Source organism: Leucothrix arctica (assembly GCF_003172895.1).
Taxonomy (GTDB): Bacteria; Pseudomonadota; Gammaproteobacteria; order Thiotrichales; family Thiotrichaceae; genus Leucothrix; species Leucothrix arctica.
Genome location: NZ_QGKL01000031.1, coordinates 1 through 19,985, shown reverse-complemented (window position 1 = coordinate 19,985; position 19,985 = coordinate 1). Strand labels below are relative to the sequence as shown.

Genomic DNA, 19,985 nt, shown 5'->3' with positions numbered 1-19,985 from the left:
TTAGTACCTTATAAGCCGCTAGGTTGCTTCACTTCCTTTGGATAAATCATTTAAGTAAGTTTAGGGTGACGTATACGTCAACTATCTGCTAATCTAAAAAAGGAAGCCCTTTAGAGGGGCACTTACAAGGAGCCGGAAATGTCATCAAACACCCACTACCCAACCCTAATGCAACCGTTAGATTTGGGATTTACCACACTCAAAAACCGCGTACTCATGGGGTCTATGCATTTAGGCTTGGAAGAAGAAAAGGGTGGTTTTGAGCGCATGGCGGTGTTTTATGCTGAGCGTGCACGTGGTGGTGTTTCTCTGATCGTTACTGGCGGCATCAGCCCAAATGACCAAGGCCCCGTTCATGGTCATGCTGCAAAGCTCAACTCTCCTGAGCAAGTTCCTCAACACAAAATAGTCACCGACGCTGTCCATGAAGCAGGTAGTAAAATTTGTCTGCAAATCTTGCATACAGGTCGTTACGGCTATCATCCTGACACAGTTGCACCGTCTGCTATTCAAGCACCTATCAATATGTTCACACCGCGTGAGTTAACAGAAGATGAGATCGAACAGCAGATCAGTGACTTCGTTAACTGTGCAGCTTTAGCTCAGCAAGCAGGTTACGACGGCGTTGAGGTAATGGCATCTGAAGGTTATCTACTAAACCAATTTATCGTTACTCGAACTAATCACCGTGAAGATCAGTGGGGTGGCGACTATGAAAACCGTATCCGTTTCCCTTTGGCGATTGTGCAGCGCATTCGTGAGCGTGTAGGCGATGAGTTTATTATTATTTTCCGCTTGTCGATGTTGGACTTAGTGGAAGGTGGTAGCAGTACTCAAGAAATTATTCAGCTGGGTAAAGAAGTCGAGCAGGCGGGTGTAACGATTATCAATACGGGTATCGGTTGGCATGAAGCGCGTATCCCGACGATTGCGACTAAAGTACCTCGTGCCGCATTTACATGGATAACCGCACAAGTGCGTGATGCTTTGTCAGTGCCAGTGATTACCTCAAACCGTATCAACACACCAGAAGTTGCTGAAGAAGTCTTGGCCCGTGGTGACGCTGACATGGTGTCGATGGCGCGTCCGTTTTTGGCAGACCCTGAGTTTGTAATCAAAGCAGAAGAAGGGCGAGCGGATGAGATCAATACCTGTATCGCGTGTAATCAAGCGTGTTTAGATCATGTGTTTGTCGGCAAGCTAACCAGTTGTTTGGTTAACCCAAGAGCGTGTCACGAAACAGAAATTAATTACCTACCGACTGACGCACCCAAGCGTATTGCGGTGGTGGGTGCAGGGCCTGCAGGTTTAGCATTCGCGAGTGTGGCGGCAAAGCGTGGTCATTCGGTAACGCTTTACGATGCAGCAGACCAAGTGGGTGGCCAGTTCAATATGGCAAAGCTTGTGCCGGGTAAAGAAGAGTTTTACGAGACGATACGTTACTTTTCAAAGCAGCTAGAACTTCATAGTGTAAATGTTATGTTAAATACTCGTATTACTGCCGAGATGTTAAACGCTGAAGGTTTTGACGAAGTAGTAGTAGCGACAGGGATCACACCGAGAGAATTAGACTTCACTAGCACTGACAACACGAAAGTGCTGTCTTACATCGATGTACTTAAAGGTGCAGAGGTTGGTAAGCGAGTGGCGATTATCGGTGCGGGTGGTATTGGTTTTGATGTGGCTGAGTTCTTAACGCACGAAGGTGATCATAGTAGCCAAAACATTCCAGAGTTTATGGCGAAATGGGGTGTGGACATGACGGGTAAGTCACGTGGTGGGGTTGAAGGTATGACAGCTATCGACACACCATCGAGCCGCGAAGTGTATTTACTACAGCGTAAGAAATCAAAAGTTGGAAAGAACCTAGGAAAGACGACAGGTTGGATTCATCGTAAAGGACTTCAGAAGAAGGGAGTCCAAATGTTATCAGGTTGCGACTATCAAGCCGTGACGGATGATGGATTAGTTATCAGCATTGCGGATGAGCAACAAACTCTGCTGGTCGATAATGTCATTGTTTGTGCTGGTCAAACGCCAAACCGACAATTGGCTGATGATTTGGCTGAGTTAGCACCGAGCTTAACGGTCAATATCATTGGTGGGGCGGACGTTGCAGCAGAATTGGATGCTAAGCGTGCCATTAATCAAGCGTGTCGTTTAGCTGCGCTATGCTGATCGAGATTGTCACTGATGTTGGTAGCTTTTGTCATTGGCTCAACGGGTAAAATAGAAGATCATCACAATATAAAATACTAAAGGTGAACGAAAATGCCAGATTATAAGGCTCCCCAGAAAGAAATGAAGTTTGTCCTAAATGAAGTGCTGGACTTTGAGTCTCATTACCAAACTTTGCCGGGTGGCGATGAAGTAACGATGGAATTAGTTGAGACGATCATCGAGGAAGGCGCCAAGTTTTCAGAGCGTGTGATCGCACCACTAAATCGAATTGGTGATGAGCAAGGTTGTACATTTGACAATGGTGTAGTGACTACGCCAGACGGTTTCAAAGAAGCTTACGCACAGTATGTAGAAGCTGGCTGGCCTTCACTGTCTCATAACCCAGAATACGGTGGCCAAGGCTTACCAGAGTCACTGGGTATTGTGATGAGTGAGCTTATCGGTACGGCGAACTGGTCATGGAGTATGTACCCAGGCCTGAGTCACGGTGCGATGGCAACACTAGAAGAGCACGGTACTCAAAGCCAGAAAGACACGTATTTAACAAAATTAATTAGTGGGGAATGGACAGGTACGATGTGCTTGACCGAGTCTCACTGTGGTACAGACTTAGGCATGATGCGCTCTCGTGCAGAGCCAAACGATGATGGTAGCTACAACATCACGGGAACCAAGATATTTATCTCTGCAGGTGAACACGACATGGCGGGTAACATCGTTCATATCGTGTTGGCGAAACTACCCGATGCACCAGAAGGTACTAAAGGTATTTCGTTATTCCTCGTGCCTAAGTTCTTACCAGATGCAAACGGTGAAATCTCTGATCGAAATGGCGTTAACTGTGGCTCTATCGAACATAAGATGGGTATTCACGGTAATGCGACGTGCGTACTTAACTTCGACGGCGCGAAAGGCTTCCTGATTGGTCAAGAAAATCGCGGTCTAAACTGCATGTTTACCTTTATGAATGCTGCCCGCGTTGGTACAGCGATTCAAGGTGTTGCACATGCTGAGCTTGGTTTCCAAGGGTCACTTGCTTACGCGAAAGATCGTTTACAAATGCGTTCTTTGACGGGTAAGAAAAATCCAGACGGTCCAGCAGATCCAATCATTGTTCACCCAGAAGTGCGTAAGCTGTTATTGACACAAAAAGCCTTTGCAGAAGGTGGTCGTGCACTAGTGTATTACACAGCAATGATGGTTGATAAAGCGGCGAAAGCTGACGATGAAAAAGAACGTGAAGAAGCCGATACACTACTAGGTCTTTTGACGCCTATCGCTAAAGCGTTTTTGACAGAAGTTGGTTTTGAGTCAGCTAACCACGGTGTGCAGGTGTTCGGTGGACACGGTTACATCGCTGAGTGGGGCATGGAGCAGAACGTTCGTGATAGCCGTATTTCAACGCTATACGAAGGAACGACACAGATTCAGGCATTGGATCTATTAGGTCGTAAAGTATTGATGACGCAGGGTGATTCGTTACGTAAGTTTACGAAGATCATTCATAAGTTCTGTAAAGAGAATAAGTCTAATAAGGGTGTGAAGCCATTCGTTAGTAAGTTGTCTGACATGAACAGTGAGTGGGGCAGCATCACTATGAAAGTGGGCATGAAAGCGATGAAGAATCGTGATCAAGTCGGTGCAGCATCAGTAGATTACCTAATGTACTCAGGTTATGTGACGCTAGCTTACCTTTGGGCACGTATGGCAGTCGCTGCACAGCTTAAAGTTGATGCGGGTCAAGATCCTGAAGGCTTCTACAAAGCTAAGCTAATGACGGCAACATTCTACTTTGAGCGCATCTTACCTAGAACAAGCAGCTTGGTTGAGACCATGTTGTCAGGTTCAGATAATTTAATGGCACTAGATGCTGAGCTGTTTAGTGTTGAATAAGATAAGAATTAAGTATTGCCAGATTATACAAACAAATTTGCGAGGAATTAATCATGAGTAACGTAAGCGGAATTTTCCAGAAAATGGGTGAGCGATTTGATTCAGACGCTGCATCAGGTGTTGATGAGATTTTTCAGTTCGATATCGATGATGAAATGTGGTGTGCGACGATTGCCGATGGCACATGTGATATCTCAGAAACTGAGCATGATGACCCAAGCGTCACGTTGACAATGGATGAAGAGACATTGGCTAACGTAATGAGTGGTGAACTCGACGGTATGCAGGCCTTTATGGAAGGCAAAATCAAAGCGTCAGGGAATATGATGCTGGCGACACAATTAACTGCCATTTTCCCGGCTTAAGCTCAACTCCTTATAGAGGTTAATTACATGTTTAAAGGTAACTCCATTCGCGTGGAAGCGCTTGAGTCAGGCTTTTACGAGCTGATTTTTGACTCACAAGACGGACCAATTAATACGCTAGGTCAAAAGACTATGGCGGAATTGGGCGAGGCAATTGAACAGATCAGTGCAGTGAAAGATGTTCGCGGTTTACTGTTTAGCAGTGCTAAGAGCGACTTTATTGTCGGTGCTGATATTAAAGAATTTACTGCGCTATTCACGGCAACTGAGGAGACTATTATAGACTTCCTCGATAAAGCTAACGGCGTGTTTAATGCTATTGAAGACCTACCGTTTCCAACGGTTGTGGCGATTAACGGTGTTGCATTTGGTGGTGGTCTAGAGCTAGCACTAACGGGTGACTACCGTGTGATGGCAGAGGGCGCAAAGATTGCTTTACCAGAAGTGAAGCTAGGTATCTGCCCAGGTTGGGGTGGTACGGTACGTCTACCTCGCTTGATTGGTGTAGATAATGCCAATGAGTGGATTTGTGGTGGTACTGAAAACAAAGCACCTGCAGCACTAAGTGTGGGCGCAGTTGACTCAGTGGTTGCACTAGACATTTTACGTGATTCTGCACTGAAGCTGCTAAGCGACTGTGCGGATGGCGTGTTTGACTATGAAGCACGACGTACTGAAAAGAAGACATCTGTTCTGTTGAATAACATGGAACACATGATGGCGTATGAGAGTGCAAGTGGAGTGATCGGCGCTAAAGCGGGCCCACACTATCCTGCACCGATGGCTGTTCTTAAAGCGATGTCAAAGTCTAGCACTATGACACGTGAGAAAGCGCTAAAGGTTGAGTCTAAGGTCTTCGCTAAGTTAGCGATTACTAGTGTCACTGCGTCACTGGTTGGTTTGTTCCTTAAAGATCAGCACGTGAAGCGCGTGTCTAAGAAGTACGGAAAAATTGCTGAGCCAGTAAAACTAGCGGCAGTGCTAGGGGCTGGAATCATGGGGGGTGGTGTTGCTTACCAATCTGCTTCTCGTGGTACGCCAATCTTGATGAAAGACATCAACGAAGCGGCACTTGATCTTGGTATGAACGAAGCGACTAAGCTACTGGGTGGCCAGTTGAAGCGTAAGCGTATCGATGCGATTAAGATGGCTCAAGTGGTTAGCAAAATCACTCCAACACTAAGCTACGGTGACTTCGGTCGTGTTGACTTGGTTGTTGAAGCCGTTGTTGAAAATGTAAATGTTAAGAAAGCAGTATTGGCAGAAGTAGAGGCATCTCTACAAGAAGGCGCAGTACTGGCTTCAAACACATCAACTATTTCAATCACTGAGCTAGCGAAAGATCTGAAAAGACCTGAGCAGTTCTGTGGTATGCACTTCTTTAACCCAGTACACCGTATGCCGTTGGTTGAGGTTATTCGTGGTGAAAAGACGTCAGAAGAGACAATTGCAACAACCGTGTCATACGCTAAGGCAATGGGTAAGACACCTGTTGTTGTTAATGACTGCCCAGGTTTCCTAGTTAACCGTGTGTTATTCCCTTACTTCGGTGGTTTCTCAGGACTACTACAGTCCGGTGCTGACTACCTTCAAGTTGATAAGGTGATGGAGCGTTTCGGTTGGCCAATGGGCCCAGCATATCTACTCGATGTTGTGGGTATCGATACGGCATTTAAAGCAGATGCGGTAATGGCTGAAGGTTTCCCAGACCGTATGGCACACACGGATGAGAACGCGATTGACCGACTATACAAGTTGGAGCGTTTTGGTCAAAAGAATGACAAAGGTTTTTACCGTTACGAAATCGATAAGCGCGGCAAACCTGCCAAGCTGGTTGATGACGAAGTTGCAGGTCTATTGTCAGATGTTGTTGGCGAGACACGTGAGTTTGATAAAGACGAAATCATTGAGCGCATGATGATTCCATTATGTATTGAGACAGCACGTTGTGTTGAAGATGGCATTGTGGCATCACCAGCAGAAGCTGATATTGGTCTTATTTATGGTATTGGTTTCCCGCCTTTCTTAGGGGGGGCGCTGAACTATATGGATCAGATGGGCTTAGATGCATTCTGCGCACTAGCAGACAAGCATGCTGACTTAGGTGCACTTTATGTACCTACTGAAAAAATGCGTGAGATGGCTAAAAATAATGGCAAATACTTTCCGGTAGCGGGCTAAGAGGATATTACGATGAGTTTTAATGCAAATGACGTAGTGATCATCGATGCTGTACGCACGCCGATGGGAAAGTCAAAAGGTGGTGCATTTAGAAATGTACGTGCCGAGAAGTTGTCAGCTGAAGTAATCAAGGCGCTACTCGCGCGAAATGAAGCTTTGCCTGCTAAAGATATTGAAGACGTGATCTGGGGTTGTGTTAATCAAACCAAAGAACAGGGCTTTAACATCGCACGAAACGCACTGTTACTAGCGGGTCTGCCGCACTCGGTATCGGGTCAGTCAGTGAATCGTTTATGTGGTTCGTCTATGTCTGCGCTACACACAGCAGCACAGGCAATCATGTCAGGTCAGGGCGATGTGTTTATCGTCGGTGGTGTTGAGCACATGGGGCATATCTCGATTATGCACGGTGTCGACATCAATGCTGAAATGTCTAAGCACGCAGCTAAGGCGAGCATGATGATGGGTGTAACTGCGGAAATGCTGGGTAAGATCAACGGCATTACCCGTGAAATGCAGGATCAGTTTGGTGCACGTTCTCATCAGTTAGCGGCTAAAGCAGCTGAGACAGGTCTTTGGGATAATGAAATCATCCCTGTTGAAGGTCATGCAGCAGATGGCTCTAAGATCATGGTAACTGCTGACGAAGTGATTCGTCCTGAGACAACGGTTGAAGGTTTGGCGATGTTGAAGCCATCATTCATACCTAAAGTTGGAACAGTGACGGCGGGTACATCGTCTAGCTTCTCTGATGGTGCATCGGGCATGTTACTAATGTCTGCGGGTAAGGCAAAAGAGCTAGGCCTAACGCCTCGTGCTAAGATCGTTAGTATGGCGGTGGCGGGTTGTGATCCAGCCATCATGGGCTTTGGTCCAGTACCTGCATCACAGAAAGCGCTAAAGCGTGCTGGCTTAAGTATGGACGATATTGATTATATCGAGCTAAACGAAGCCTTTGCTGCACAGGGCTTGGCGGTACTGAAAAATTTGAAGTTGTTAGATCGCATGGACGAACATGTGAATATCAAAGGTGGCGCGATTGCCTTAGGACATCCACTAGGGTGTTCGGGTACACGAATTACAACAACGCTGCTTAACGTACTAGAAGATAAAAATGCGTCACTTGGACTTGCGACTATGTGTATCGGCATGGGAATGGGTGTAAGTACGGTTATAGAACGCTTGAACTAATCGTTTGAGTGTTTGAACTACAAGGAGGGAATGTATGAAAGCTATCTACTCGATGGTCTTTGGAATGGTGCTTGCGTTACTAACAACGCAGGCGTCAGCAGCAACCTTAGCAGGTGTGCCAGTGCCTGACATATTGCAATATGGTGGAAAGACCATGGTGCATAACGGCTCAGGGCTTCGTAAGAAGTTCTTTATAAAGCTGTACGTGGGTAGTCTTTATCTCCCTAAAAAGAGTAAAGATGACGATGCTATTATTGCCGCGGATGAGCCTATGGCTATTCGTTTAGTCGTGACGTCTGGACGTATTACTGTTGCGAAAATGAAGCAGGCAATTATTGATGGTTTACATACATCAACTAAGGGAAACCTTGCGCCTATTCAACCGCAGATAGACCAAATACTGACGGTATTTGATAAGGGAATCGCAGTGAATGATGCCTTTGATATTATCAATGTTGTGGGTAGTGGCTTACATATACGAAAGAATGGTGAGAAAGTTTTAACGATTAGATCGCCAGCATTTAAGAAAGCGTTGTTTGGGATGTGGTTGTCTAAAACACCGGTTGATGCGAGATTGAGAACTGGACTTTTAGGCTTGTAGTTCTAAGATTGTGTATGTGTGAAGGAGCCGACAGTGAGGGAACTTACTGTCGGCTTTTTTGTGGATGATTGGTCGTTAGAATTAGCTTAATATGTGAACTCTAACTAGCCGCTTTAATTAAAAATACCTAGCCTTGGAGGGCAGTATGCCAGCAGAAAGCAAGTATTTAGATGACTATAGAAAGATGCAGCGTAGTGACTTCAGTCACTTCTTTGATATGCCGACACGTTGGGGTGACTCAGATGCGTTTGGACATATTAACAATGCGCTATATTCACGTTATTACGAATCGGCGCGTGTTTCCTATTTTGAAAAAGCGATGGATATGGAATTCAAAATGGACAGCAAGGAAGGGCTTATTTTAGCGGATATGAAAATAGCTTTTTTGCAGCAACTTCACTATCCGACAGAAATGGAAATAGGCTCTCGTGTTAGTCGTTTGGGTAACAGCAGTTTAGTGTTAGACGCGGCTATTTTTACTAAAGGGAGTGATACGTTAGTGAACACGTCTAGAGCGACGTTGGTTTATTTTGACTTTAAAGGCAATGACAAGAAGGTAATACCTGAGTCAGCCCGAGACTTGATCTGTGCCTTTGAGATAAATCCACCCGCGTAAGGTAGGCGTATCATTGATAGATTTGTCTGTTAGAATGCCGCGTTGTTTTAATCCAGTAATGACGAACTTTTTTATGTTTTCACAAAAAATCGATGCAGAAAAAGAATGGGACGCTGACTTTGTTGCCTTGTCTCCCATTTTTGAGCCACTTGAATACTTGGCTAAAAAGTATAGTCATTTCGACAATCAGTGGCCTGCGCTGGAAGACTATCAGTCAGAATTGAGTAGCTTGCCTGAACCAATTAAGGTGTTATCTGGACAATCGATTAAAATCGTTGCTCAAGCGGGTAAACCCGGTCATTTTCATGAGCATTATGCACCGCGTATTTACCTAACGGGCGAGATTCAAACACGCACAGAAAACTGGCATGACTTCTTTCAGTTTTTGACGTGGTTTATGTTTCCAAAAACCAAAGCGGTGATTAACTCTCTACATATTCCTGCTGCAAAAGCACGAATTGAAAATAATGAAGACCCTGGTCGACGCTCTCCCATTGAAAATATGCTGTCTCTTTTTGATGAAGGTGGCGCGGTGATCATTAGTAGTGATGAGTCAATGTTGCAAATGATTCGTGACTTTCAATGGAAGGAACTGTTTTGGGAGCGTAGGGAAGAGTTGGAAGCAAAGCTAAAGCTGGTGACGTTTGGTCATGCTTTGTATGAGAAGGGTCTATCAACTTATATTGGGATGACGGCTAATTGCATATTGATTCATGTGGATGAGTCGGTCATGCAGCAGGGTGAGCGAGCGCAGCTTGATTATATTGATACTGAGTTAGCGCAGATTTTGCAGAGTGCTGAGATCTATAAGAAGCCTAAGGACTTATCACCATTTCCATTGCTTGGATTACCGGGGTGGCATGAAGATAATGAAATAGAGACGTTTTATGATAATGAGCGCTACTTTAGGCCGGGAAGGAAGAAAGCCTAAGTCAAATTATGCTGGCTGTGTGGGGCTACTTTCTTAGAGTTGTGATAACAATTAATTATCCCCAAGTTGCGATAATAACAATTAGTAAAAACCACACAGCCTAGCCATACCTTCTGTTATTCTGGCGTGACTTCTACTCACCGTGGTCTTGCACAGTGCAATTAACGTCCCCCAAGCGATCCAGCTTATCTTCTGCTATTCTAATCCTCGGGATTTTACTGATAGCGGCGAACTTACGTGGCCCAGTAACAGGAATAGGCTCAGTACTCGATCAGGTGATTGAAAGCTTACATCTCAGCGCACCTCAAGCAGGCATGTTAACGACTTTGCCATTACTCGCCTTTGCGCTCGCATCGCCACTGGCAACCGCCTTAGCTAGAAGGCAGGGGTTAGAAATATCACTGTTTATAGCGTTGTTGCTGATTGGTATTGGCTTAGCGTCACGTGTGATCGACTCTGTGCTTGTCCTTTATGTCGGCACCGCTGTGATTGGTATAGGTATCGCGATTGGTAATGTGTTATTGCCCAGCCTTATCAAGCGAGACTTTCCACATAAAGTCGCCCTCATGACGTCTAGTTATGTGTTATCGATGGGGATTTTCTCAGGTAGCTATGCCGCTTTGCTCATCCCTTTAGCTGCTTATAAAGACATGGGTTGGCAGCTTGCGTTAGCCTGTTACGGCATAGTCACTTTTATCACTATTGTTATTTGGTTGCCTCAACTAAGGTCACATAGCAAACTCAAATCAAAGCCTATACAACAAATAGGGAAAGGGCGAATTTGGCATCATGCTTTAGCGTGGCAAGTTACCTTACTGTTAGGGCTTAACTCCTTTTTCACGTATGTGATCATTGCGTGGTTACCCAGTATCTTAATGGATAGTGATATTGATGCGGAGCATGCGGGTGTACTGCAGGGCATGTTTCAAATCGCTACTGCATTACCCGGTATTGTGCTTATTCCACTGCTGGCCAAATTAAAAGACCAAAGCTTACTGACGCTCACATTTGCACTTTGCGGGTGTCTTTGTTCATTAGGGTTACTGTATATACCTAGTTACTCCTTCATCTGGTCAACAACCTTAGGCTTTTGTTCGGGTGCTGTTTTTATATTGGGATTGTCCTTTATAAGCTTACGCACTCACCACTCGGGACAAGCAGCCTCCTTATCAGGCATGGCGCAATTCGTCGGTTATTTACTGGCAGCGACAGGGCCTATGATCGCTGGTGCGATGCACAGCTACTTTGAAAGTTGGGCATCGGTATTGTGGTTGTGCGCTGTCCTCAGCTTAGTGTGCGGTGTGTTTGGATACCTCGGTGGGCGTAATATCACCCTACATAAAGATGCGTAAGTGTTATAATATCGCCGCATTGCACCCACCCCAAAACGAGTTCCTGAATTATGCCACTAGCTTCTCTGCTGCAGACTGCTTTAGCTAAACGTGCTGATCTTATTGATCAACTTAATAGCCCATCGACAGATATACCAAAAACGGATTGTTTTCGGGTATTTCATGGCACCGTTGAAGGCGTAAATGGCCTTAATATTGATCGTTATGGTGAAGCTTGGTTAATTCAAACTTTTCACCAAACGCTGACCGAAGAAGAGCTTGAGGTTATTCACGAGGCACTATTAGCCGTTGCTGATTTGCCAATTGTATATAACGACCGCTCGGATAAGCACTCGCGCATCCTAAATAAGCTTGATGCTGACACTGAAGCTTACGCGCAATCAGAGCAAGTCATTACTGAGAATGGTATTTTATATACCAGTCAATTACGTCATACCGGGCAAGACCCACTGTTGTTTTTGGACATGCGAATTGGTCGAGAGTTTGTCACAGAAAATAGCCAAAAAAAGAGTGTACTGAATCTGTTCGCTTACACCTGTGGCATAGGAACGGCTGCTGCCGTCGGTGGTGCTAAGCGAGTGGTAAATGTTGATTTCTCATCATTTGCTTTAGACGCTGGAATAAAAAATGCGGAGTTAAATGGGGTCGAGTCGGTGTGTCAGTTTATACACAGTGATGCCTTTCCCGCGCTACGCCAACTAGCTGGGCTAAAGGTCACTAGCCGTAATAAAAACAAACTGCCTAGTTATCCAAAGATGTCAGCGTCACAGTTTGATATTGTGTTTCTAGACCCGCCACGGTTTGCTAAAAGTCCATTTGGAACCGTTGACTTGGTTAACGACTACCAAAGCCTGTTTAAACCTGCGGTATTAACGACTAAACCTGGTGGGATGATTATTGCCTGCAATAACGTCGCGAAGGTAGATAGAGAAACTTGGTATAAGAGCTTAGTGCGCTGTGTTGAGAAGCAGGGGCGTTCTGTTAGTGACACGATTTGGTTAGATAGTTATTCAGACTTTCCATCGTTTGATGATAATCATCCGTTGAAAATGGTGGCGTTAACCATCGACTGATAGCTCAAAAGTAAATGTTTTAAAGTGTCTAATAACATCGAAACCAGCCGCGTTTCACATCAGGTTATGCGTGAGAAGCGAGCTGGCACACTTTCGATTGTCTAGAAACATTGGACAGCAATGCTGAAAATTCGCTAGCGGGTATGGGTCTTGAAAATAAATAGCCTTGCCCATAGTCGCAGCCTGCTTCTTTTAGAAGTAGGGACTGCTCTTCAGTTTCAATGCCTTCAGCAACGACAGTGCACCCTAGTTTATGGGCCATCACTGTAATGGCCTCACACAAAACAAAGTCTTCAGAGTGAGCACTCAGGTTTGAAACAAACGACTGATCAATTTTCAGGTAATCGATATGGAATTTTTTGAGGTACGATAAAGAAGAGTAACCCGTTCCAAAATCGTCAATAGCCACCTCAATACCTGCATCCCTAAGCCCCCACAGTTTTGCCTTAACTGCTGAGCTGCTCTCCATCAGCAAGCCTTCAGTAATTTCAACGATCAAGGCCTGACCACTGAGACCTAAACTTTCTAAGTGAGCACACCAGTTTTTTATGTCGAAGCCTTTATCACGGTATTGAATGGGTGATGTATTGATACTGACTTGGAGGTGAGGTGCATATTTTGCTCGCCATTCTGCGACTTGAGTGGCCGCTTCGTGAAAAATCCATTCACCAAGTTCATTGATCATCCCGCTTTCTTCTGAAAGTTGGATAAATAAGTCAGGTCGAATCATTCCGCGCTCCGGATGATTCCAGCGAATCAGTGCTTCAGCTTTAGTAATTTCACCGGTCAATAAGTTATAAATCGGTTGGTAATAAAGCTCAAATTGACCCTTAGGGAGTGCGAGTTTAAGATCTCGCAATGTTTCATTACGCAGAGCCATCGACTCACGCATCGTTTCATCAAACAGCATAAAGCCGTTACTGCCATTCTTTTTTGATGCATACATTGCCTGATCTGCGTTGACCAGCAGATTATCAGGTGTCGCTGCATCCTGAGGGAATAGCGTGATACCAATACTCGTTGATACATCAATACTATGGCCCTGAACAATAAAGTCACTACTCAATGAGTCGCAAATGTCTTGAGCAATGCTGGCAATATCTTTAGGTTGATTCGTGGTATTTAATATGATGATAAATTCATCACCACCAAGGCGACCAACGATGTCGTCAGAGCTGACATGATTTCGCAAGCGTCTAGCAACACTCTTTAATAGCTCATCGCCAATACTGTGACCAAGGGAATCATTTACTTCTTTAAATGCGTCTAGATCTAAGAAGAATAGCGCGAAACCTTCTTGAGATGAGGTCGTTTTTTCAGTGAGTATATCATACATATGACGTCGATTGATTAGGCCGGTTAACGAGTCAATATTAGCTTGATGTCTGACCTTTCGTTCACTAATTCGTAAGTCTTTACGTGTCTTGTACAGGGTTTTGATCCAGAGCGCTGATAGTAGCAAAGCAACGAGTCCAATGACTCCCATTCCTATGACAGTGCTGCGACGGATACTTGGGAATACCTGCATTCCAAACCATTTTGTAGCAATCTTATCCCTAGCTTTTTGATTAATAGACGCGAGCGTCTTGTTCATAATAGAAGCGAGTAGCGGATTGTGCTTAATAACACCAATACTATGATTGCTTGAATAAGGAGTGTCGCCAGAATAAAACAGGTTATGGAAGCCCATTTTTTTAATCAAGTAACTGGCTGTGACGGCATTACCGATATAAGCGTCAGCTTTGTTAGTAGCAACAATACTCAACGCTATGCCTGTGTTTTTAACCTGTAATTGGTTTATGTCAGGGTATTCCTTGCTTAACATATCTGAAGCAAACGAGCCTTGCTCTACAGCAACGGTTTTGCCTTTCAGGTTTTTAATGGTGCCGATGTAGCCGTTTTTCAGCCCATCATTAAATATTACCGTCGGTGTTTCGATGTAAGATTTTGAAAACTCAAGATAAGCCTGTCGCTCTTGGGTATTAACTAAGCCTGCAATCATGTCGATTTTACCGGACTTAGCGAGGCTGAGCGTTTCATTCCATGTTGAGTCTTTGAATATTTCGAATTCAATGCCCAGTTTTTCAGAGACTAGTCTCATCCAGTCCGCAGTAAAGCCGACATATTCATTGTCTTCAGTGATGGTACCAAAAGGAGGAAAAGCACGATCAATACCGAGCCGAATGGTTTTATTTTCACTAAGCCACTGCATCTCTGCGGGTGACAATTTATCCAGTATTAGAGCATCTTTAGCTGAAACGGAAAGGGGGATAGATACAAACATTAATACAAAAAATACCCATCGGGTGGTGCTAGTGGTTATGCGTTGTATTAACGTTGTATTATTCATATCTTGAGCAGGGGAAAATTAGTATTCACCATTCTAGCGTGACTGAGCCTATTGCAAGCTGAATCTAAAAAGCTATTGTGTATTAATACCACTAGAATTCACTTTCCTCTGCCATTTTGACGACACCTACCGTCAGAATCAAATTAGCGAAGCGACGCTGCTCGCCCGTTTGAATAATTAATGTGGTGGCAGGCTCTCTAATTTTGTCGTAGAACGCCCAGCGTTCCATCTCGTCCCACGAGACATCTCCTAACAGCGCTTTATAAGCATCATGTATTTCGGCGTTGGCTTCAGCAGTTTTTTCCATCACGATTGCCCCTTGCACAGGGCAAACTTCTAAGATGCCTTCAAGAACGGTTAAAGCATCCAACAGACCTGGACGAAAATTGAGGTGTACAGTGGTCGAGTTTGGACCTGTCATTGCACCGACTGGTAAATTTCCATCTGCAATGATGACTTGTGCAAAATGGCCAGAACGCGCAAGTACTTCCATAATAGTAGGATGTATTACAGGTGTTTTTAGCATGATGATCTCCTTAAAAATTGGGTGGATTTAAAGCACTAAGAGTGAGAGTGATTCTTAGTGCTTTGTATTTTTTAACAACAAATTACATGTTGTAAACGCCGCCATTAATGTCCAGTGTAGCACCCGTAATAAAGCCATCGTATTCAGACGCTAAATATAAAACAGCTCGTGCTACATCCGAAGCATTACCTGCACGTTGGATGGGAATACCAGCCGTTGTTGCAGCAGCCGACTCTTTAGTCGTATGTGTGTTGTGAAATGATGTACCAAGGGTAAGACCCGGAGAAACAGCATTAACTCGAGTACCTTGAGGCCCCAGCTCTGCTGAAAGTGCGCGCGTTAGCGTTAGGATAGCGCCTTTGCTAGTCGAGTAAGCGAGTGAGCCAGGGTGGCCGCCTTTACGTCCAGCAAGTGACGCTAGGTTTACAATACTACTGTTGTCATTTATTGCTAGATAAGGTGCAGCGGCTCTGGTTACAAACATCATCGAGGTAAGGTTAATATCCATTACCTTGTGCCAGAACTCAGCTTCCATTTCACTCAGCATTTTGCGCGCAACCAGTGAGCCTGCGTTGTTGATTAATATATCTAGACCGCCAAATGCTTCTACTGTTTGCTCTACCAGTGCCGTTGCGTCGGCTTCTTTGGTTAAATCACCACTGATAGCAATTGCCTTCTGGCCTTTGTTACTCGCGTATTCGATCAACTCGTTAGCCGTGTCAGCGCTTGAGAAATAGTGGATAGCAACATTGGCACCACTATCAATAAAGTGTTTGGTGATTGACTCACCAATGCCTTGTGCGCCGGCGGTGATGAGCACGTTCTTGCCGGCTAATTTATTGTTGGTATCCATTTTATTGTCCTAATGAGTAGAGTTTATTACGGGAGTGCAAATAACTACTTATCATTATTTGTTAAAACTTGTCAATATTTGTAATTATTAGCTGCGTAAGTTGATTACATCTTAAAAGTGTCAGTGTCGCTATTTTATAGTAGTTTAAGGGTTCGATTCTTTGGGTTGTTAACAGTCACGAATTCACTCAAAACCTTTAACCTTAGCTGTCTCAACACTACTCACCGAATACCCACAGGAAACCCCTTCTGAGCGATAGTTCTTACATCCCCAAAAGTTGCCATTTCTGCCTTTACGATAAACCAACTCCGCACCACACTTAGGGCAAATAGGAACAGACACCTGGCAAGAAGCATCCGTACACACTTTACGCTCTCCAGAGCGCTGCATAACTGCGCCACACTCCTGACATCCATTCTCAATGTGGTTACAACGCGGATAGCCACTACAGCCATAAAAGTCGCTGTGCTTGCCCGAGCGAAGCATCATGCTTCCAATCTCACACACAGGGCAATGCACACTTTGATGGACTAGCTGAGCGTCAGAAGTCCCAAACTCATCCAGCTCAATCTCATACGCTTCATTAATTAGTTCAAGTATAAAGCTAGACGGCTTTTTCATATCCGCGATTAAGTAAGTACGGTGTTTCGCTCGTGTGATAGCGACATAGAAAAGCCGACGCTCTTCCGCAAAAGGGTATGCCTGAGAGGGTGGCAATAATACATCTACCAGCGGGTGCTCTTGATTTTCAGAAGGAAACCCAAACTTGCCATCTTCCAACCCCATGACAATGACAAAGTCAGCCTCCTTACCTTTTGAAGCATGCATCGTCATTGCGGTAAGGTGTATATTCCCAAGGTCTTTTTCAAACCGCTCAAGTATTTGCGTATCGGGAAGCGTAAAAGAGTACCGACTCAATATAAGGATGGTCGACTCACTTTTAAGAGCAGAAATAGCCTTTAGTACAATCTCTACATTTGCAAGTTGCTGCGACTCATTACCACCATTCGTTCTAAACAGTGAAACAGCAGGCTTACTCACTTGGCTAAAGGTAGAAATATCCTTTTCAATCTGCTCAGGGTTACGGGTAACAAAGCTTGAAGCGATATCGCTGATGCTGTTATTAAAACGAAAAGTCATATCAAGCGTCGTTGTTTGAGTCACACCAAAGTGCTTTTTAAAGGCGGTGATATAACTCAGGTCACTCCCTGCAAAACGATAGATCGCCTGCCAGTCATCACCCACACAAAAGAGCGAGCAATCCTTAGATTGATTACGCAGCGCGATAATTAAGTCAGCGCGTGAACTAGAAATATCCTGAAACTCATCGACCATGATGTGTTTCCAAGGCGATGTAAAATCACCATTTTCGACGTATTGGGTAGCCTTGATAATCATGTCATCAAAATCAATGTCATCATTTTCGAGTAAGTGATTTTCATACATCATATACAGCGGCATCATCAACTGCTGTGCTGACTTCATTCGATTCAAGTCATTCGCTGTCTGGTGCTTATTTGATAGTAACCTCAGTATTCGCTCAAAGATCTTTTGAAAGAATGTGGTTGGCGCTAACGTTTGCTCTTCAGGCGTAAACAACTCGCCATTCATATTTGAGGCTTTAAATAGCTTCAGCATCTTACCCAATAGCGCACAAAGTTCCGCGAGGGGTCTGTCTTCTGCGCTTTCTAGTTGGGCGATGATTTCATCATTGGAAAGAGGGTGTGAATCAACCCCGAAATTACTCAGCTTATCTTCAAGCTGTTGCAACAACTTTCCTTCCGTCCACTCGTAATGGAAAGTCTCAATGCAACGAGTGTTGTTGGTTTCGTGTAGTTCTCGTTTCCACTCTATACCCTCAAGGTATTTCGCTGCATCAACATAGGGAGCCGTATTACCGTCCCGATCAATATCATAATGCGCGATATAAACCCCAAACTCAGGTAGGTAAAAATCAGGCTGGTATTGGCGAAAGTCTAGCGTTTTAGTTTGTCGTTCGTACTTCGCTTCATATTGATACTCAATGCCATTTTTATACAAAAAGTTAGCGATAAGCAGCGCTTGATATCCCTTAACGAGCTCTCCTTGATTGGCTTTCAAGTCGTTGTCTTTGACTGCTCGGTTGTAGTCAGCAAGCGTATTAAAAGCAAACGGGTTAATAGGCTCAAATCTGAAATACAAAAAGTGCCGAACAACGACCGCCTTATAGGCGTCTTGTGACATCAACTCATTAAATGAACTTTCTAAGAACTGATCTAGCGCCATAGTGTTTGTTGCCAGCGCTGATAGTGAAGGTTTCCGTCCTTCTACGGCTGTAATAATTTGCTGGCCAAGACTGTGAAAGGTACTGGCTTTGACAGTATCGGTGTTGAGTTTATCTAAAACTCTTGTCGACATTTCCTCTGCCGCTTTATTACCAAAGGCCAACATCAAAATCTCATCAGCGGTTGCCTGTTCAGACTCAAGCAAATAGCCTGTTCGACCAATCATCACACTGGTTTTTCCAGAACCAGCCCCCGCGAGAACGAGGTTGTTTTCTTCACCCATCACGCAGGCGAGTCTTTGCTTATCCGTCAGAGGATTGCTTTCAACGGTATCAAACAAGTCTTTATATTGGCGTAACTGTTTAGATCCAACTGGTTATGGGCTTTCTAAATTTGATAAACTATACCATGCTCGTCAAGTGATGAAAGATCTTTTAAACTCTGGAAAGCAAACATGAATGTTCATCGTAACGCTCGAACCACTCCTAAGACTCGTGAAGAAATTCATGCCAGTAAAGGCCATATGACCATTGATGTGGCAGCAAAGCACTTTAATGTAAGTCGTGGCACGATTATAAAGTGGCGTAAGCGTAAGAACTTCAATGATAAATCTCACCGACCTAACCGGTTGAACACCGCTTTGTTACCCGTTCAAGAAGCGATTATCGTTGAGCTCCGTCGCACATTACTATTAACACTGGATGACCTTTTGGTGGTGTCGCGCGAGTTTGTTGATAAAACACTCTCTCGATCCTCCTTACTTCGTTTACTCAAACGCCATGGTGCTAACCGTCTATCCCAGCTTTATGCAGAGCAGTCAGAAAGCTCAGGGGCTAAGAAGCCTAAAACCTTCAAAGATTATGAGCCTGGCTACCTTCATGTAGATATTAAGTACCTTCCCAACATGCCTGATGATACGCAAAAACGTTATTTATTAGTGGGCATTGATCGTGCGACACGCTGGGTCTATATGGAAGTGATCACCGATAAAACAGCGAAGACAGCCGCCAAATTCATCAAGACACTAGCTAATAAGTGTCCTGTTAAGATTACAAAAATACTCACGGATAATGGGAAAGAGTTTACTGACCGCTTCTGTGTCACTGGCGAGCGTGAACCCACAGGCAACCACTTATTTGATAAAATGTGTGACTCATTGACAATAGAGCACCGTTTAATTCCAGCAAAACACCCACAAACTAATGGCATGGTGGAACGCTTTAATGGTCGAATATCACAGGTGATTAAGTCCACCTACTTTGCTTCTGCCGAAGAAATGGAAACAACGCTAAAACGTTACTTAATCACGTATAATCACCACGTTATTCAAAGAAACCTTGGACATTTGACCCCTATTCAAAGTATGAAGCAGTGGCAATTAGACAAACCTGATTTATTCAAAAAGAAAGTTTACAACCACGCGGTTCTCGACACGTAACTGCTTTTTTGTGTAGCTTGATTGTTCAGTAGCTAATGACTGCTTACCGTCTGCTATGTCATCAATATATTTAAAAGCAGCGTATTGTTTCTTTGTCATCATTTCTTCTGGAGGAAGTTCTTTATAGAGCTTTTGTAACCACTTGCTCGACCTGCGGGTACTCTTCCAAA

Annotated in this window: 16 protein-coding genes; 11 read left to right on the top strand and 5 right to left on the bottom strand. The window is 44.4% G+C overall.

Going from position 1 to position 19,985, the window contains the following annotated elements; all coding sequences use genetic code 11:
- The first annotated feature begins 138 nt into the window (after positions 1-138).
- The 10 genes from DKT75_RS10785 to DKT75_RS10740 all read left to right on the top strand — a co-directional run bounded on the left by DKT75_RS10785 (position 139) and on the right by DKT75_RS10740 (position 12,384).
- A complete protein-coding gene (locus tag DKT75_RS10785; protein ID WP_109823442.1) occupies positions 139-2,178 on the top strand; it encodes an NADPH-dependent 2,4-dienoyl-CoA reductase in 2,040 nt (679 codons plus the stop codon).
- Positions 2,179-2,271: 93 nt separating this feature from the next.
- Complete coding sequence (locus DKT75_RS10780; protein WP_109823441.1) at positions 2,272-4,074, top strand: acyl-CoA dehydrogenase C-terminal domain-containing protein; 1,803 nt, start codon at positions 2,272-2,274, stop codon at positions 4,072-4,074.
- A 53-nt stretch (positions 4,075-4,127) separates the two neighbouring features.
- Positions 4,128-4,439: an SCP2 sterol-binding domain-containing protein gene (locus tag DKT75_RS10775; RefSeq protein WP_109823440.1), complete on the top strand. Its 312-nt coding sequence runs from the start codon at positions 4,128-4,130 to the stop codon at positions 4,437-4,439.
- Positions 4,440-4,466: 27 nt separating this feature from the next.
- Positions 4,467-6,620, top strand: a complete 2,154-nt coding sequence (gene fadB, locus DKT75_RS10770; RefSeq protein ID WP_109823439.1) for a fatty acid oxidation complex subunit alpha FadB — start codon at positions 4,467-4,469, stop codon at positions 6,618-6,620.
- Between the two features lie 12 nt (positions 6,621-6,632).
- A complete protein-coding gene (gene fadA / locus DKT75_RS10765; protein WP_109823438.1) occupies positions 6,633-7,811 on the top strand; it encodes an acetyl-CoA C-acyltransferase FadA in 1,179 nt (392 codons plus the stop codon).
- Positions 7,812-7,845: 34 nt separating this feature from the next.
- Positions 7,846-8,412 carry a chalcone isomerase family protein gene (locus DKT75_RS10760; RefSeq protein WP_109823437.1) on the top strand — a complete coding sequence of 189 codons (567 nt, stop codon included), beginning with the start codon at positions 7,846-7,848 and terminating at the stop codon, positions 8,410-8,412.
- Positions 8,413-8,557: 145 nt separating this feature from the next.
- Complete coding sequence (locus tag DKT75_RS10755) at positions 8,558-9,028, top strand: acyl-CoA thioesterase (RefSeq protein WP_109823436.1); 471 nt, start codon at positions 8,558-8,560, stop codon at positions 9,026-9,028.
- A 73-nt stretch (positions 9,029-9,101) separates the two neighbouring features.
- The gene (locus DKT75_RS10750) at positions 9,102-9,959 is read left to right on the top strand and encodes a DUF3025 domain-containing protein (protein WP_158278843.1); all 858 of its coding nucleotides are present in this window, start codon (positions 9,102-9,104) and stop codon (positions 9,957-9,959) included.
- A gap of 155 nt (positions 9,960-10,114) precedes the next feature.
- Positions 10,115-11,311, top strand: a complete 1,197-nt coding sequence (locus DKT75_RS10745; RefSeq protein ID WP_109823434.1) for an MFS transporter — start codon at positions 10,115-10,117, stop codon at positions 11,309-11,311.
- A 50-nt stretch (positions 11,312-11,361) separates the two neighbouring features.
- Positions 11,362-12,384 carry a class I SAM-dependent rRNA methyltransferase gene (locus DKT75_RS10740; protein ID WP_109823433.1) on the top strand — a complete coding sequence of 341 codons (1,023 nt, stop codon included), beginning with the start codon at positions 11,362-11,364 and terminating at the stop codon, positions 12,382-12,384.
- A 64-nt stretch (positions 12,385-12,448) separates the two neighbouring features.
- Here the strand turns inward: DKT75_RS10740 and DKT75_RS10735 are convergent, their stop codons facing one another.
- The 4 genes from DKT75_RS10735 to DKT75_RS10720 form a co-directional block, all read right to left on the bottom strand.
- Positions 12,449-14,734: an EAL domain-containing protein gene (locus tag DKT75_RS10735; protein ID WP_109823432.1), complete on the bottom strand. Its 2,286-nt coding sequence runs from the start codon at positions 14,732-14,734 to the stop codon at positions 12,449-12,451.
- Positions 14,735-14,825: 91 nt separating this feature from the next.
- Positions 14,826-15,260: an RbsD/FucU domain-containing protein gene (locus DKT75_RS10730; protein WP_109823431.1), complete on the bottom strand. Its 435-nt coding sequence runs from the start codon at positions 15,258-15,260 to the stop codon at positions 14,826-14,828.
- An 82-nt stretch (positions 15,261-15,342) separates the two neighbouring features.
- Positions 15,343-16,113 (bottom strand): SDR family NAD(P)-dependent oxidoreductase, encoded by a 771-nt coding sequence (locus tag DKT75_RS10725; protein ID WP_109823430.1) that lies wholly within the window; start codon positions 16,111-16,113, stop codon positions 15,343-15,345.
- Between the two features lie 183 nt (positions 16,114-16,296).
- Positions 16,297-18,717, bottom strand: a complete 2,421-nt coding sequence (locus tag DKT75_RS10720) for a UvrD-helicase domain-containing protein (protein WP_146201356.1) — start codon at positions 18,715-18,717, stop codon at positions 16,297-16,299.
- Positions 18,718-18,831: 114 nt separating this feature from the next.
- Here DKT75_RS10720 and DKT75_RS10715 point away from each other — a divergent pair, with 114 nt between their 5' ends.
- Positions 18,832-19,815: an IS481 family transposase gene (locus DKT75_RS10715; protein WP_109821420.1), complete on the top strand. Its 984-nt coding sequence runs from the start codon at positions 18,832-18,834 to the stop codon at positions 19,813-19,815.
- Here DKT75_RS10715 and DKT75_RS22025 read toward each other — a convergent pair.
- A partial coding sequence (locus DKT75_RS22025) for a hypothetical protein (RefSeq protein ID WP_211665096.1) occupies positions 19,771-19,985 on the bottom strand: 215 nt, incomplete at its 5' end. The genes DKT75_RS10715 and DKT75_RS22025 overlap by 45 nt on opposite strands.

Excerpts from the sequence above, each read along its gene's own strand:
- fadB (WP_109823439.1), top strand. The coding sequence starts at position 4,467 with ATGTTTAAAGGTAACTCCATTCGCGTGGAAGCGCTTGAGTCAGGCTTT.
- DKT75_RS10785 (WP_109823442.1), top strand. The coding sequence starts at position 139 with ATGTCATCAAACACCCACTACCCAACCCTAATGCAACCGTTAGATTTG.
- DKT75_RS10715 (WP_109821420.1), top strand. The coding sequence starts at position 18,832 with ATGAATGTTCATCGTAACGCTCGAACCACTCCTAAGACTCGTGAAGAA.
- DKT75_RS10740 (WP_109823433.1), top strand. The coding sequence starts at position 11,362 with ATGCCACTAGCTTCTCTGCTGCAGACTGCTTTAGCTAAACGTGCTGAT.
- DKT75_RS10780 (WP_109823441.1), top strand. The coding sequence starts at position 2,272 with ATGCCAGATTATAAGGCTCCCCAGAAAGAAATGAAGTTTGTCCTAAAT.
- DKT75_RS10725 (WP_109823430.1), bottom strand. The coding sequence starts at position 16,113 with ATGGATACCAACAATAAATTAGCCGGCAAGAACGTGCTCATCACCGCC.
- DKT75_RS10760 (WP_109823437.1), top strand. The coding sequence starts at position 7,846 with ATGAAAGCTATCTACTCGATGGTCTTTGGAATGGTGCTTGCGTTACTA.
- DKT75_RS10735 (WP_109823432.1), bottom strand. The coding sequence starts at position 14,734 with ATGAATAATACAACGTTAATACAACGCATAACCACTAGCACCACCCGA.
- DKT75_RS10750 (WP_158278843.1), top strand. The coding sequence starts at position 9,102 with ATGTTTTCACAAAAAATCGATGCAGAAAAAGAATGGGACGCTGACTTT.
- fadA (WP_109823438.1), top strand. The coding sequence starts at position 6,633 with ATGAGTTTTAATGCAAATGACGTAGTGATCATCGATGCTGTACGCACG.
- DKT75_RS10755 (WP_109823436.1), top strand. The coding sequence starts at position 8,558 with ATGCCAGCAGAAAGCAAGTATTTAGATGACTATAGAAAGATGCAGCGT.
- DKT75_RS10730 (WP_109823431.1), bottom strand. The coding sequence starts at position 15,260 with ATGCTAAAAACACCTGTAATACATCCTACTATTATGGAAGTACTTGCG.
- DKT75_RS10775 (WP_109823440.1), top strand. The coding sequence starts at position 4,128 with ATGAGTAACGTAAGCGGAATTTTCCAGAAAATGGGTGAGCGATTTGAT.